Below are 14,017 nucleotides of genomic sequence, written 5' to 3' on the forward strand. Positions count from 1 at the left end.
ACACATGGCGCAGGGCCGTTACGCCGACGACACGCAAGTTGTGGTATGCCAGCGGCGAATGCGGCCGAGAGCAAGGTGCCGTAGCCATTAAGAAAGAGTAGAAATGGACTGGGACAAACTCCGTATCTTTCACGCCGTCGCTGATGCGGGGAGCCTGACACACGCTGGCGACGTGCTGCACCTGAGCCAGTCCGCGGTCAGCCGCCAGATCCGCGCCCTCGAGGAAAGCCTCAACACCACGCTCTTTCGCCGCCACGCCCGCGGCCTCCTGCTGACAGAGCAGGGCGAACTGCTCTTCGAGGCCACCCGCACGATGACCAAGCGGCTCGACGCGACCGCTGCACGTATCCGCGATTCCGAGGATGACGTGTTCGGAGAGCTGCGTGTCACGTCGACCATGGGTTTCGGCACGCTCTGGCTCGCTCCGCGCCTGCCCCGGCTTTTCGACCAGTATCCCAAGCTCAAGATCGACCTGATGCTCGAGGAGCGGGTTCTCGACCTCTCCATGCGCGAGGCTGACGTCGCGATCCGCATGAAGGAACCGAGCCAGGCCGATCTGATCCGCCGCCGGCTTATGCAGACGCAGATCCGCTTCTACGCCACACGCTCCTATCTCGAGAAGCACGGCGCGCCCACCAGCATCGAGGATCTGGAGAATCATCGCCTGATCGCCCAGAGCCCGAGTTCGCCCCAGGTTCGCGCCGGGGCCGAGTTCGTCCAGCCGCTTCTGGGGAACCAGCACTCCCTGCTCACGATGAACAACTACTTCGGCATCCTGCAGGCCGTGATCCACAATGTCGGCATCGGCTCCCTGCCGGACTACGTCACCGCCGACTTCCCCGACCTCGTGAATGTCCTCCCCGAGATCTGCAGCGCGCCAATTCCGGTCTATCTCGCCTTTGTGGAAGAATTGCGCCACTCCAAGCGGGTCTGCGCATTCCGCGATTTCGTGTTGGAAGAACTGAGCCTTTTCAAGCGTCAGCTCGCCGGAGACGACGCGTGATCCCCAAGCCATGCGCCTGGGGCATGGCGGGTATGCCACATTTCCGCCGTATTGTTGTTGAATGGAATCGGCGCCCGCACTATCTCAATTCTCGAAGCGGGACGGAACATGTTCCACTCCTGCTTCACCTCCCTGTTGGACTTGGGCCGGGCATTTCGCTCGGCTCTTTTTTTTGCCTGAACAGGACCTTGATCTCCCCGCGCCATCTCCATGACCCTCGGCACCTCACCCGGCGCACCGTATGCCCACGCACGAAGATCCCGCCGACCGGTTTCGCGCTTTGTTCCGCAGACCCCCGACCTCTGCTAGTGTCATGACATGAACGCAAGTCACAGCCTCTGCCGAGATTGCCTCACCGAGTGGACCGAGCCCGGCCGGTGCCCGCAATGCGGCAGTCCGCGCGTCCTCCGCCACGCGGAACTCCGCGACCTCGCCATTGCGCACATGGATTGCGACGCGTTCTACGCTTCGGTCGAAAAGCGGGACAATCCGGAGCTTGCGGATGTACCGCTCATCGTCGGCGGCGGCCAGCGCGGCGTGGTCACCACCGCCTGCTACCTCGCCCGCACCCGCGGCGTCCGGTCCGCCATGCCGATGTTCGAGGCCCGAAGGCGTTGCCCCGAAGCCGTCGTGGTCAAGCCCCGCATGGCCCATTACGTCGAGATCTCGCGCCAGATCCGCACGATGATGACCGAGCTTTCCCCCCTTGTCGAACCGCTCTCGCTCGATGAAGCCTTCCTCGATCTCTCCGGCACCGAACGCCTGCACCGGGCCGCGCCCGCGATCCTGCTCGCCCAGCTCCAGCGGCGCATCGAGCGCGAGCTCGACCTCACTGTCTCCGTCGGGCTCTCGCACAACAAGTTCCTCGCCAAGGTGGCATCCGAACTCGACAAACCCCGCGGCTTTGCCATCATCGGCCGCGCGGAAACCGCCGATTTCCTGGCGAAACAGCCTGTGGGAATCATCTGGGGCGTCGGTGGCTCCACCCGGCGAGCCCTCGAGGCCGAAGGCATCCGCACCATCGCCGACATCCGCCAGCGCGACCGCAAACAGCTCATAGAGCGATTCGGCGCCATGGGAGATCGGCTCTGGCGCCTCTCCCACGGCGAGGATCACCGCCGCGTCACCCCGGATCACGCGATGAAGTCGATTTCCAACGAAACAACTTTTCGAGAGGACATATCGGATTGCGAGCGGCTTGAAACATATCTCTGGCAGATTTGCGAGAAGGTATCAGCACGGGCGAAAGAGAAAAAGATCGCGGGTCGCGTGATCACGTTAAAGCTGAAACGCGCCGATCACCGTATAACGACAAGACGACAGACACTGGAACAGCCGACACAACTTGCACATGTTCTTTTTGAACATGGACGCGTTTTGCTGCACCGCAGCATAAGTAATTTCTCCTTTAGGTTGATCGGCTTAGGCATCTCATCACTTGTCAGTGATAGCCAGATTGCTGCCGAGACGAACCTGCTTGATCCCGAAAACGGCAAGCGAACCGAAGTCGAAAGGCTAACCGATCAGATTCGCGCACGATTCGGTGACGGAACGATAGAATTTGGCCGGTCTTTCCGCTGATTTTTCGTGAATTCAGGAAACTGCACATATATTGGTCAGTTTCGTTCGAGTCACAAAAAAATATCCCAGATGCATAGATAGGAGGTTGACTATGCTGCGTTGCGGAATAGATTGGTTCCTGTGATGCGTTGCATCATACACGCCCTTCGGGCGTTTCCTCCCTAGACTTGGGCCGTGCCTCGTGCACGGCCTCTTTTTTTGTGCGGTGCATACCTTGCGGCCAACCGGGCCCGGTTGCCGCTACGTCTCTCCCATTCCCGATCTCGGCCTATTCCGCCGCGACCCTCAAAGGCCTGCTGCCAAGGTCCACAAGACCTCGCGCCACCTCTCGGATGGAAGCCGCAACCACCTCGAAATCGCTCCGCTTCGAGATGGCCTTCTCGTTCATGTAGAGGGATCGGTTGATTTCGATTTGCAGCGCATGAACACCCTGCCGGGGCCGCCCATAGGCTTGGGTAATGTAGCCCCCCGCGAAGGGTGCATTGCGAAAAACCTCGAAGCCGTTGGCTCGGAAAAGATCCGCCGCACTCTCGATGACCCAACGGTCGCAGGAAACACCGAACCTGTCGCCAAGGATCACATCCGGCCGTCGCCCCCGAACATCCGGCGCGGAAACCAGCGCATCATTGGGCATCGAATGACAATCGAACAGCAGGGCTCGGCCGAACTGCTTCTTCGTCTCACCGATCAACGTCCGAAGTTGGTCATGGTAGGGATACCAGTATGTGGTCAGAAGCCATTGCGCTTCGGCCTGTGTCAGCTTGCCACTCATGATGGCCCGCCCCTCGGCCACGACCCTCGGGATCACTCCCAATCCGGCGCTGATGCGCGGACTGACGAACCGCCGAGAGGCGCCTTCGATCAGGGCCGGGTCCAGGTCATCTGCCGAACGGTTCAGATCGACACAGGCCCGCGGCACCCGCGCAGCCATGAGCGGCGCGCCAAAGCCCGGCACGTCGCGGAAAAGCTCGTTAACGAAAGCATCTTCGGACGACCGGATCTGCAATGGCCCGAGCTTGGTACGCGCCAGAAACGCCTCCGGATAATCGGAGCCGCTATGGGGCGAGTTGAACACCGCACAGGAGCTGGGGCTCTCTGGCCGCGAGAGTGTATAGACCAGGTTTTCCATTCGACCTCGGAAGATACAGCAAGCATGCGGATATGGGCAGTTGAAAACAACTGCCGGTTTCCGACCGCCCCACCGATATAGAGCACAATCATGGGACTGCTAATGCCTTTGCCTCGGAGACAAAGGGAATCGGCAATCGCCCGAGCCAGCGCGCGAGTCGCGGCCAAGGCCGAAATTCCCCGGTTCGAGCCGATTTTTCTCATGTTTTGCACTGTCATGAGTCTGCAAAAGGGACTTGAACCCCGCAGAAGCTGCGAATATAGAAGCGCGAACGAACAAGGCGGGTATGCAGATGCCCGCCGCGTCGGGCGTATAGCTCAGCGGGAGAGCACTTCGTTGACATCGAAGGGGTCACTGGTTCAATCCCAGTTACGCCCACCATTTCCCCGGAGACGGGGGTTTTGAAACCAGGCGCAGGCAGTGTCCGCGCGCCGCGACAAAAGGAGAGAGGCCATGAAGGTTAAGAACTCGCTTCGCTCCCTGAAGCAGCGCCATCGCGATTGCCGCGTCGTGCGCCGTAAAGGGCGGGTCTACGTCATCAACAAGACCCAGCGCAGGTTCAAGGCCCGTCAGGGTTGAGATAACCGGGTAATCCGGACATGCGAAAAAGCCGCGCAGTTTGCGCGGCTTTCTTTTTTTCGGCTCACGTGATTCGGCGGATCACTCCGCCCCGGCCAGGGGTCGCGATCAGGACGCGACCTTCTGATCGAAATAGTAGCGCAGATCAGAGGCCTTGCCGTAGACCACCGGGGAGGGTTCCGCCCCCACGCTGAGTGCGGACGACTCGGCGAGGTAGGCACCGGCGCCACCCCCGGCGATCCCGCCGCTGCCGTTCTTCCGCGCGACGGGCGCCCCCAGTTCGACACCATTCCACCAGGCCCGGACGGTATTCACCTTGGAGGCAAGCTCCACCACCAGCGTGCCATCACCCTTCGGCGCATCCTTCGCCGGGACAACCAGATAGGCGGCCTGGTCGCTAGGGATGTCGGTGCTTCCCACTCCGCAGCGCACGATGAAGCTGCCATCTTTCCCGAAACCGATGTAGGATCCGAGGCCGACACCCCCAAGTTCGAAGATCAATCCGCCCTTGGAGCCGTCCAGATCGGTGAGATCCATCGCCAGAACAGCATCCTTGTCGCGATTGATCGTATCGCTCGACGGGATTTCCTCCTGTTTCACGGAAGGGATTTCCCCCGATCCCGCAGCGAAGGTGCCGTTCAGTGCAAGCCCCTTCTCGGGGTCGAACGCGACGGGCGGAAGATCGTCCGTCGGTTCATCCTGTTCGTTGTCGCCCCCGTCGATCAGGTCGGAGCCTTTCGCCGGAAGTTCCCAGCTGATCGTATCGCCCGAGTAGATGGGTTCGAGTTTCTCGCCATTGTAGTAAAAATCGATACCGAGTGAGAGTTGCAAGGCGGTCATGTTACCCTTACGTGCTGTAAAATTAAGAGATTCCAGGCCAGCAGACCAGATATCAGGCTCCCGTGCGGTGCGGGTCTTTCGCCCGCTTTTTTCCGCGTCTTCCAGTCACCGTATGCAGTCAGACTTCCTGTGCCGCCCCAAAATGGCAGCGCCGCCATAGCCTCCGCCCGGATCAACGCATCGCCACGAGACACCCTCGGCCCGTTGGGACCAACTAGGGGCATTCCGCACCGACACGCCGGATGGACCTGGGTCACCTGCGCCGATGCAATACAGGTCGGCACGGGCAATCCAGACGTCGAACGAATGCTGGCCCAGGAACATTAGCATCCACGCGCGCCTGTTGCCTGCCCGCCCGGAGGGACGCGCTGAGATCCCTCATGCCGGAACCGGTCTTTTTCCCCCAGCTTTCCGGCAGTCGTATGTGGCGACCAAACGATCGGCCCTACCGGAACCATATCATTTCCATACCGTTTCCATACCCGAACCATACCGCCGCCAGGCGTGGTTTTCGTGTGCCCTGGCCCGCTGGCTTGGGGCCTTCCTTCCGGTCACCTGTTGCCCCGAAATACCGTATTCTTCCCTCTTTGAACGAACTGCGGCCGCCCTGAGGCGGCCGCTCTGTCGCGTCAAGGTTTCGTGAGCCCTATTGCGGGATAACCCCTTCGATTCCCTCGACATAAAAGTTCATCCCGAGCAGCGTTCCGTCATCCGCCACTTCGCCTTCCGCAAGCCAGGGCGAGCCGTCCTGCTTGTTGATCGGCCCGGTGAAGGGATGCAGCGTGCCCGCCACGATGGCATCGATCGCCGCCGTCGCCTCGGCCTGCACATCCTCCGGGATCTTGTCGGAAAACTCCGCAAATTCAACCATTCCGGACCCTATTCCACCCCAAGTATCGGATGATTCCCACGTGCCGTCCATCACGTCCTGAACCCGCTGAATATAGTAGGGGGTCCATTCGTCGATAATGGCGGTGAGCTGTGCCTCGGGGCCGAAATTGATCATGTTCGAGGCCTGCCCGAACGCGACAATTCCCTCTTCTTCGGCGATGGTCATCGCGGCGGTCGAGTCGGTGTGCTGCATCAGAACGTCCGCGCCCTGCTCGATCAGCGTCTTGGCGGCATCGGCCTCAAGCGCGGGGTCGAACCAGGTATTTGCCCAGACAATGCGGAACTCCACTTCCGGATTGACCGACTTCGCCGCCAGGTAAGCCGCGTTGATCCCGCGGATCACCTCGGGAATCGGATAGGCGCCGATATAGCCGATGATATTCGACTCCGTCATGTGCCCGGCGATGAGCCCGATGACATGACGCCCCTCGTAGAAACGCGAGGAATAGGTCGAGACATTCTCCGCGCGCTGATAGCCGGTCGCATGTTCGAACTTCACATCCGGGAACTGCTTCGCGACATTCAGCGTCGGGTTCATGAAGCCGAAGGACGTGGTGAAGATCAGGTCGTTGCCTGCTTGTGCCATCTGACGGAGCACTCGCTCGGCATCGGCTCCTTCCGGAACGCTCTCCACGAAAGTCGTCTCGACCGCATCCCCGAAGGTCGCTTCGACCGCGAGCCGCCCCTGGTCATGCTGATAGCTCCAGCCGAAGTCACCTACCGGCCCCACGTAGATGAAACCGACCTTGACCGGATCGTCTTGGGCCAGCGCCGCAGTTCCAAGGCCCAGGGCCAATGCGGCAACCGCCGCTACATTTCTCAATCCCACGGATTACATCTCCTTGACTTACTTGGCTGCCGGTCAGTCCGAAGCCGTGAACGCGCGGCCCAAGCAGCCGGGCGTATTGAGCCTTGCGCGCATACGATCTGCCGAGATCAGCACAAGAACGAGGATAGTGACAAGATAAGGAGTCATCGAAAGATACTGGGATTGCGCGGGAATCCCCTGAGACTGCAACCATGACAAAAACCCGGATGCCTGCAGGTTGAGTTGGAGAATTGTGACCCCACCGAAAAGCCACGCGCCCAGCAGAACGCGCCAGGGCTTCCAGGTCGCGAAGACAACGATCGCGAGCGCGATCCAGCCTGCCCCGGCGGTCATGCCTTCCGTCCATTGGGGCACACGCACCAGGCTGAGATACGCCCCGCCCAATCCGGCACAGGCGCCGCCGAAAGCGATTGCCGCCAGGCGGATCGCCACAACGGGATACCCGAGCGAATGCGCCGCGTCGTGGTTCTCGCCCACAGCGCGCAGAATCAGCCCGCTTCGCGTGCGGTTGAGAAAGAGCCAGACGAGCCCGATCAGCACGATGCCACCGTAGATGATTACGTCGAACCCAAAGAGCATTCGCCCGAGCACGGGTAGATCGGAGAGCCCCGGCAGGTCGAGTGCGGAGAAGGGCGGCGGCTTGATCCCTGTGAAAGGCTGACCGATCAGGGCGGCAAGCCCGAGACCGAAAAGCGTCAGCGCAAGCCCTGTCGCCACCTGGTTTGACAGGAAGATCTGGGTCAGTAGACCGAAGATCAACGAAAGCGCCACTCCTCCCAGGGCACCGGCCAGGAACCCCAGGGCCGCTGATCCCGTCAACGTCGCGGCCGCAAAGCCACAGACCGCCCCGATGATCATCATGCCCTCGACACCGAGATTGAGAACCCCGGATTTTTCGACCACCAACTCGCCAACGGCAGCGAAGAGAAGCGGGGTCGCCGCCGCGACGAGGCCCGCAAAGAGCGTGATGGGATCAATGGCTGACAGATCCATCAGATATCTCCACGCCGGATTCGCACGACCCGATAGCGTGTGAGCAGATCGGCTGCGAGCAGGAAGAAGAGCAGCATTCCCTGAAAAACCGAGATGGCGGCTTTCGGAATGCCGAGGCTGAACTGCGCCGTCTCCCCACCGATGTAGGTCAGCGCCATCACGAGTCCGGCGAGCAGGATGCCGACCGGGCTGAGCCGGCCCAGAAATGCCACGATGATTGCCGTGAACCCGTAGCCCGCGGGCAGGCTCGGCTGAAGCTGCCCCACGGGCCCGGCGACCTCGAAAATTCCGGCAAGACCTGCGAGGCTTCCGGAAAGCGCCAGACAGACGATCGTCAATCGCGGCGCGCTCACACCTGCAAAGGCCGCAGCACGGGGCGCCTCACCCAGCAGCCTCACGTTGAAGCCGAACAGGTGCCGCGTAAGCAGAACTTGCGCGATCACGACGGCCAGAAGCGCCACCAGAACCCCGACATGCACACGGCTGTTTTCGATCAGGACCGGCAGGCGTGCGCTGTCATGAAACAGGCGGCTTTGTGGGAAGTTGAACCCCTGCGGATCTCGCAGAGGGCCGGAGACCATGGCCGAAAGGAAAAACCCCGCAACATAGACAAGCATGAGACTGACGAGGATTTCGTTCGCGTTGAACCGCACCTTTAGAATGGCGGGGATCATCGCCCAGAGGCAGCCTCCGGCCATGCCCGCGAGCGCCATGAGCGGCAAGAGCCAGACACCCTCGACATTCCAGAACGCGAGCGCCACAGCACTGCCCGCGATCGCCCCCATCACGTATTGACCCTCGGCCCCGATGTTCCAGATGCCGGCGCGAAATCCGAAGGAGAGCCCCAGTGCGATCAGCACGAGAGGCGCCGCCTTGATGAGGATTTCACCGCGAGAGTAGGCATCAAAAATCGGTGCAATGAAAATCGTGTCGATCGCCTGCCCCGGATCCTTGCCGAGGATCGCGAAGAGAAGCCCCCCGGCCGCCATGGTCAGCAGCACGGCAATGAACGGCGTCAGCAACTCGGCCAGAGGCGAGGCCGCGGGGCGAGGTTCAAGTCTGAGCATGGGCAATTTCCGCATCGGCCGCCCCGAAGGCGCCACCCATCATTCGGCCGATCGCCTCGACATCAATGCCCACAGCGGGCCGCGGCGTCGAGAGCCTGCCATTTGCAAGCACCGAGAATGTATCAGAAATCTCCATGAGCTCATCGAGATCCTGGCTGATGACAATCACCCCGGCGCCTTCGCTGGCCAGCTTTTGCAAGGCCGCCCGGATCTGAGCCGCGGCATGCGCGTCCACTCCCCAGGTCGGCTGATTGACAACCAGCACCTTCGGCGATTGCAGCACCTCGCGCCCGATCACGAACTTCTGCAGGTTCCCCCCCGACAGTGCACCGGCCCGTGTCTCCACGCCGGGCGTGCGCACGTCGAAGTCCTGCACGATGCGGCGGGCAAAGCCCCCGATCGCCGCCTTGCGCAGGAACCCTCCGCCTGTAAGTTTCAACCGAACTCTCCCGGAGAGAAATGCATTTTCCTCGAGTGTCATGGCGGGGGCAGCTGCGTGACCCAATCGTTCCTCCGGCGCGGCCAGCAGGCCAAGCGCCCGCCGGGCATTCGGCCCCTTGTCTCCGACAGGCGCGGGCCCCAGCCGTATCATGTCGCGCGAAACGCGGCGTTCGCCGGATAGCGCCAGCAAGAGTTCATCCTGCCCATTGCCAGCCACCCCCGCGATACCCAGGATTTCCCCTGCACGCAGGCGGAAATTGATGTCCTGCAGCGACACACCGAAAGCTCCGGCACCCGGCAAGCTGAGCCCGTTGATCTGCAACACGGTTTCACCCGGCGCAAACGCCCGCTGGCTCGGCTGTGCCAGTTCCTGCCCGATCATCATGCCCGCAAGGCTGCGCCCCGTTTCCAGCCGCGGATTGCAGGTCGCCACCACCCGACCACGTCGCAAAATCGTCGCCCGATCGCACAGCTGGCGGATTTCGTCGAGCTTGTGGGAAATATAGAGGATGGAGACGCCTTCGGCCCGCAGCTTGCGCAAGGTTGCGAAAAGCTGCTCGACTTCCTGGGGGGTCAGAACGGAGGTCGGCTCGTCCATGATCAGGAGCCGCGGCGATTGCAGCAGGCAGCGCACGATCTCCACCCGCTGGCGCTCACCGACCGAGAGGTCCCCGATGAGCCGGTCCGGTTCGAGCGGAAGGCCATATTCCTGCGATACAGCGCGGATACGCTCGGCCAGAACACGTCGTTCAGGCGGGTCGGTCATGCCAAGCGCGATGTTCTCAGCCACGCTCAACGCATCGAAGAGCGAGAAGTGCTGGAAGACCATGGCGACACCCTGCGCGCGCGCGGCAACCGGTCCCGCCGGGGCGTAGCTCTCGCCCGCGAGGCGCATTTGACCCGAATCCGGTCGAACGAGCCCGTAGATCACCTTCACGAGCGTAGACTTGCCGGCACCGTTCTCGCCAAGAAGAGCGTGTATTTCACCGAAATCGACGACGAAATTCACACCGTCATTCGCCTTCACACCAGGATAGGCCTTGGACACGTCGTCCACATCGAGCAACGTGTTCATGTGCTCACAGCCTCCCGTTCCCGTATTACCCCTGCGGGCAACTGAGACCCACTGCCGCGGTCCGCATCAAGCCATCGAATTGCACACGATTGCAAGACCATGCGCCGCCATCGTTTCAAGCTTTGGTTAACCTATCTGCCGCTTTGCCGCATTCTTGAACAGAAGGCTCACCGGCACATGCAATTCGGGTTTTCGCCAAAGCTTAGCGCGCGGAATAGAATGCGCGCGCCGTTTCGTAGAACGCGTTTCGGCTATCGGAGTACATATAGAACATGTGTCCGCCCTGATAGTCCTCGAACTCGAGCCGCGCGACTTCGTCTTCGCCGCGCACCGTCTGCTCCAGCGCATAGCGCGTCTTGAAGTAGGGCGTCACGAGATCATGCATGCCGTGGACCACCAGCACCTTTAGATCGGGATTGATCGCCAGTGCTCGAGCAACATCCTCGGGGCCGCCATGCCTGGTGTCGCGATCAAAGGCTCGGTTCACATCGCGATTGAGAAACTCGTAGGTGCGCGGGGTTTCCACCCCCAACTCACCGCCAAGGTAATCGAGAAACGGCGCGGACAGGACCCCGCTCATGCCGGTCAGCGTATGATCGATGGCAAACCCCACTTCATTTCCGGGCAGCGGAGGGAGCGCGGTTTGGGTGCCGTCGTAGGGATCGACTACGAGACGCCGGTCTTCAAGCAGCCCGGTGATGAAGCTTCCAAAGGCAATCCGACCCCGCGCCCACTCGACATCTTCCGCAGGAAGACCGGTCATCCCGGCAATCCGGGAGAAGAGCGCGGCGGTCTCTTCCTCCGACAACTGAGACAACTGAACCAGACCACTGGCGAAATCGCCCAGCGCGAAGCCCTCGACTTCTTCAAGAAAGTCGCCCAGTGCAGGCTCTTCCGAGACCGCGCGTTCGGTCTCGCCATGGTAGGCCGCCACCGCCGCATAACTTGGCAAGACCCCAACTGCTCCCAAGACGCCATAGGGAGAGTCCGGATCGGGAATGTCATCGTTGAGCGCGGGGGAGATCAGCGTTGCCCAGTTCAGATTTATGGAGAAATCCTCCATCAGCATCAGGGAAAGCGCGGCAACCCGCCGTCCACCATAGCTTTCCCCGGCAATCCCCTTGGGAGAAGACCATCGCTCATTCTGCGTCAACCAGGTGCGGATCACCTGCCCGAACGTCTCGAGGTCCCGATCCGCATCGTAGAATGGCTTGGGGTCGGCATCCTCTCCCTCTTCCTGCGGCAGTGCACGGCTGTAGCCGGTTCCCACAGGGTCGATGAACACCAGATCGGTGAAATGCAACCAGGTCTGGGGATTGTCGATCAGGCGCGCCGGAACCTTCGGCAACGTTCCGTCACCGGGAATCTCGATCATCCTGGGGCCGAGGGCAAGCATGTGGAGATAGACACTCGACGCCCCCGGCCCCCCATTCCAGACGAACGTGACCGGCCGCTCGGATGCATCGGCACCATCGAGCGTATAGGACATATGGAAGATCTCGGCATTCGGCTTCTCCGGGTCTTCGCCGATCTCCAGGAAGGCGGCCTGGGCCGTGTATTCGCCGAGATCCTCAATCTGGGACCACGCCACACCGGGCAACAGGCCAAAAAGCCAGATCAGTTCGACGATCAGAATGGTTTTCCAACGCATGGCGTGCCTTCCCCGGTTTTCCGGTGACCCTAGCCTCACCCCGGCAACGCCAATAGGCCCGACAGCTTCCCACAACCATTCGTGAAGTCGCGGCTGCGCACAGACCCCTTACCCCATCAGGCACGCCCGCATCAGGCCCCGCAGCGAGTTCCCCATGTAAATCTCGCCGTTTTCGAGGTCCTTGCGCCGCAGCACCGCCTCGCGCGCACCTTTCGCAAGCATCTCCTCGCGAAGCACTCCGGGCAACAGACCGCAACTCGCTGGAGGGGTCACGAATCCACCCTCCCGACGAAGAAAGACGTTGGTGATCGTTCCTTCGCAAACCTCACCGCGGGTATTGAGGAACACCCATTCGTCGATCCCGTCCGGAAGTTCCATCCGCGCCCGATCGTAAAGCTGCCTCTTACTCGTCTTGATCCGCAGCCAGGGATTCTCCGGATCGAGCCTTTCCTCGTGCACCGCAATCCGCCAGGTGTCAGGCCCAGACGCAAGCGACCAGGTTTCGACCCTTGGGCACCCTTGAAGATCGAGCGTGAGCCGGACGCGCAGCGCCCCTTCCCCCGGAACTTGCTCAAGGACGCTCTGGATAGCGCCGAGATCGAACGGCACGGAAAGAGCTCGCGCCGTCCGCTCAAGCCGCGAGAGATGCCGCGCGAGGCGACCGATGCGCCCATCCCGGCATCCAAACGTCTCGATCAGCCGGAGATCGTCTGGAACGGAGCCGCGAAACGCGATTTCCACAATGCCTCCTCGTATTCCGACCGGGCCGTCGAATCGGCAACCACACCGCCCCCGACATTCAACACGGCCGTGCCATCCGGAAAGAGCGTCAGAGTGCGGATCGCCACGTTGAACTCTGCCCGACCATCAGGGGCCGCCCAGCCGATTGCCCCGCAATAGGCATCCCGCGACCAGGGTTCGAGCTCGCGAATGATCTCCATCGCCCGCACTTTCGGAGCTCCGGTCACCGATCCGCAAGGAAACAGCGCCGTGAAGATCTCGCCAAGCGTCATCTCTGCCCGCAATTGCCCCGTTACGCGGGAAACCATCTGATGCACGGTGGCGTAGCTCTCCACCTCAAAAAGTGCAGGGACGCGCACCGAGCCGATCTCCGCGATCCGCCCGATATCGTTGCGAAGCAGATCGACGATCATGAGATTCTCGGCCCGGTTCTTGGGATCGGAGGCAAGCGCGGCAGCACGCTGCGCGTCGCGTTCGGAGTTTTCGTCGCGCGGTGCGGTGCCCTTCATGGGCCGGGTTTCGATCCCACCCGCGCCATCAACGCTGAAGAACAGCTCCGGCGAACGTGACAGGATCACGTCCTCTCCCAAGGCGACCAGCGCCCCGAAACCCACCGGCTGCCGCGCGGCCAACGCCGCTGCGAGGGCTTCGGGATCCCCCTCCCAGCGTCCGTCGAGCGGCATGGTCAGGTTCGCCTGATAGATGTCTCCGGCCCGGATGTATTCGGCAACGTGCTCGAAGGCCGCGGCATATTCGTCGGCGCTCCAGCGCGGCTGCATCGGGGAAAGCCCGCCACCGGGCGCAATGGGTCGAGCCGGCACCGGCCCGCTCGCGAACACACCGAAATCAACCAGCGGAAGGCGACGGTTCCCGGGAATGAGAGGTCTTAGCCGCGGCTCGAAACTGTAACCGAGTTCGTAGCTCGCATAGCCTGCAAGCCACAGGCCTTCCGCACGGGCCCTGTCGAGCGTGGAAAGCGCCTTGGCGACGTCATCAGGGTTCCATGCCGTGATCCTGCCCAACGGTGCATCGAAGCGCGCGGCCCTGCCGTTCGGACCAGAATCGACCTCGACATAGCCACCCGCCACAACAAAACCTCCAGGCCCCGGAAGAGGCGCAGATGCGATGCTGCATGTGCGGTGTCAAGTCCGCGACCTTGCCGATGAGATTGCCTGTATCGGACAACCCTTCGGTAGA

At 61.7% G+C, this 14,017-nt stretch carries 12 protein-coding genes and 1 tRNA gene; 4 read left to right on the plus strand and 9 right to left on the minus strand.

Annotation, left to right across the window (positions count from 1 at the left end; translation table 11 throughout):
• The first annotated feature begins 103 nt into the window (after positions 1-103).
• Both ACP15W_RS09415 and ACP15W_RS09420 read left to right on the plus strand, forming a co-directional pair.
• A complete protein-coding gene (locus ACP15W_RS09415; protein ID WP_424932621.1) occupies positions 104-1,003 on the plus strand; it encodes a LysR family transcriptional regulator in 900 nt (299 codons plus the stop codon).
• 318 nt (positions 1,004-1,321) lie between these two features.
• Positions 1,322-2,584: a DNA polymerase IV gene (locus ACP15W_RS09420; RefSeq protein WP_424932622.1), complete on the plus strand. Its 1,263-nt coding sequence runs from the start codon at positions 1,322-1,324 to the stop codon at positions 2,582-2,584.
• Positions 2,585-2,852: 268 nt separating this feature from the next.
• On the opposite strand, the gene ACP15W_RS09425 is transcribed toward ACP15W_RS09420, so the two are convergent.
• A complete protein-coding gene (locus tag ACP15W_RS09425) occupies positions 2,853-3,713 on the minus strand; it encodes an N-formylglutamate amidohydrolase (RefSeq protein WP_424932623.1) in 861 nt (286 codons plus the stop codon).
• A gap of 306 nt (positions 3,714-4,019) precedes the next feature.
• Between ACP15W_RS09425 and ACP15W_RS09430 the strand changes: the two genes are divergently transcribed.
• Positions 4,020-4,094 (plus strand) — tRNA-Val (locus tag ACP15W_RS09430).
• Positions 4,095-4,166: 72 nt separating this feature from the next.
• Positions 4,167-4,292, plus strand: coding sequence for a type B 50S ribosomal protein L36 (ykgO, locus tag ACP15W_RS09435; protein WP_012177066.1), 126 nt, complete (start codon positions 4,167-4,169; stop codon positions 4,290-4,292).
• Positions 4,293-4,400: 108 nt separating this feature from the next.
• On the opposite strand, the gene ACP15W_RS09440 is transcribed toward ykgO, so the two are convergent.
• The 8 genes from ACP15W_RS09440 to ACP15W_RS09475 form a co-directional block, all read right to left on the minus strand.
• On the minus strand, positions 4,401-5,132 hold the full coding sequence (locus ACP15W_RS09440; RefSeq protein ID WP_424932624.1) for a hypothetical protein: 732 nt from the start codon (positions 5,130-5,132) through the stop codon (positions 4,401-4,403).
• Between the two features lie 646 nt (positions 5,133-5,778).
• Positions 5,779-6,852 carry a BMP family ABC transporter substrate-binding protein gene (locus tag ACP15W_RS09445; protein WP_424932625.1) on the minus strand — a complete coding sequence of 358 codons (1,074 nt, stop codon included), beginning with the start codon at positions 6,850-6,852 and terminating at the stop codon, positions 5,779-5,781.
• 33 nt (positions 6,853-6,885) lie between these two features.
• Positions 6,886-7,845 carry an ABC transporter permease gene (locus tag ACP15W_RS09450; protein WP_424932626.1) on the minus strand — a complete coding sequence of 320 codons (960 nt, stop codon included), beginning with the start codon at positions 7,843-7,845 and terminating at the stop codon, positions 6,886-6,888.
• On the minus strand, positions 7,845-8,912 hold the full coding sequence (locus ACP15W_RS09455) for an ABC transporter permease (protein ID WP_424932627.1): 1,068 nt from the start codon (positions 8,910-8,912) through the stop codon (positions 7,845-7,847). Before ACP15W_RS09455 ends, ACP15W_RS09450 begins: the two co-directional genes overlap by 1 nt.
• A complete protein-coding gene (locus ACP15W_RS09460; protein WP_424932628.1) occupies positions 8,899-10,428 on the minus strand; it encodes an ABC transporter ATP-binding protein in 1,530 nt (509 codons plus the stop codon). The genes ACP15W_RS09455 and ACP15W_RS09460 overlap by 14 nt, the downstream gene beginning before the upstream one ends.
• Positions 10,429-10,630: 202 nt before the next feature.
• Positions 10,631-12,079 carry a S10 family peptidase gene (locus ACP15W_RS09465; protein WP_424932629.1) on the minus strand — a complete coding sequence of 483 codons (1,449 nt, stop codon included), beginning with the start codon at positions 12,077-12,079 and terminating at the stop codon, positions 10,631-10,633.
• Positions 12,080-12,187: 108 nt separating this feature from the next.
• Positions 12,188-12,820 carry an aminotransferase class IV gene (locus tag ACP15W_RS09470; protein ID WP_424932630.1) on the minus strand — a complete coding sequence of 211 codons (633 nt, stop codon included), beginning with the start codon at positions 12,818-12,820 and terminating at the stop codon, positions 12,188-12,190.
• Positions 12,775-13,908 (minus strand): aminodeoxychorismate synthase component I, encoded by a 1,134-nt coding sequence (locus ACP15W_RS09475; RefSeq protein WP_424932631.1) that lies wholly within the window; start codon positions 13,906-13,908, stop codon positions 12,775-12,777. The genes ACP15W_RS09470 and ACP15W_RS09475 overlap by 46 nt, the downstream gene beginning before the upstream one ends.
• Between the last annotated feature and the right edge of the window lie 109 nt (positions 13,909-14,017).

The sequence above is a fragment of the Amaricoccus macauensis genome (genome assembly GCF_049800915.1).
Taxonomy (GTDB): domain Bacteria; phylum Pseudomonadota; class Alphaproteobacteria; order Rhodobacterales; family Rhodobacteraceae; genus Amaricoccus; species Amaricoccus macauensis_A.

Bases quoted from the DNA above. Each gene is read 5' to 3' on its own strand.
- ACP15W_RS09450 (WP_424932626.1), bottom strand. From the start codon at position 7,845: ATGGATCTGTCAGCCATTGATCCCATCACGCTCTTTGCGGGCCTCGTC.
- ACP15W_RS09425 (WP_424932623.1), bottom strand. From the start codon at position 3,713: ATGGAAAACCTGGTCTATACACTCTCGCGGCCAGAGAGCCCCAGCTCC.
- ACP15W_RS09420 (WP_424932622.1), top strand. From the start codon at position 1,322: ATGAACGCAAGTCACAGCCTCTGCCGAGATTGCCTCACCGAGTGGACC.
- ACP15W_RS09460 (WP_424932628.1), bottom strand. From the start codon at position 10,428: ATGAACACGTTGCTCGATGTGGACGACGTGTCCAAGGCCTATCCTGGT.
- ACP15W_RS09465 (WP_424932629.1), bottom strand. From the start codon at position 12,079: ATGCGTTGGAAAACCATTCTGATCGTCGAACTGATCTGGCTTTTTGGC.
- ykgO (WP_012177066.1), top strand. From the start codon at position 4,167: ATGAAGGTTAAGAACTCGCTTCGCTCCCTGAAGCAGCGCCATCGCGAT.
- ACP15W_RS09440 (WP_424932624.1), bottom strand. From the start codon at position 5,132: ATGACCGCCTTGCAACTCTCACTCGGTATCGATTTTTACTACAATGGC.
- ACP15W_RS09415 (WP_424932621.1), top strand. From the start codon at position 104: ATGGACTGGGACAAACTCCGTATCTTTCACGCCGTCGCTGATGCGGGG.
- ACP15W_RS09455 (WP_424932627.1), bottom strand. From the start codon at position 8,912: ATGCTCAGACTTGAACCTCGCCCCGCGGCCTCGCCTCTGGCCGAGTTG.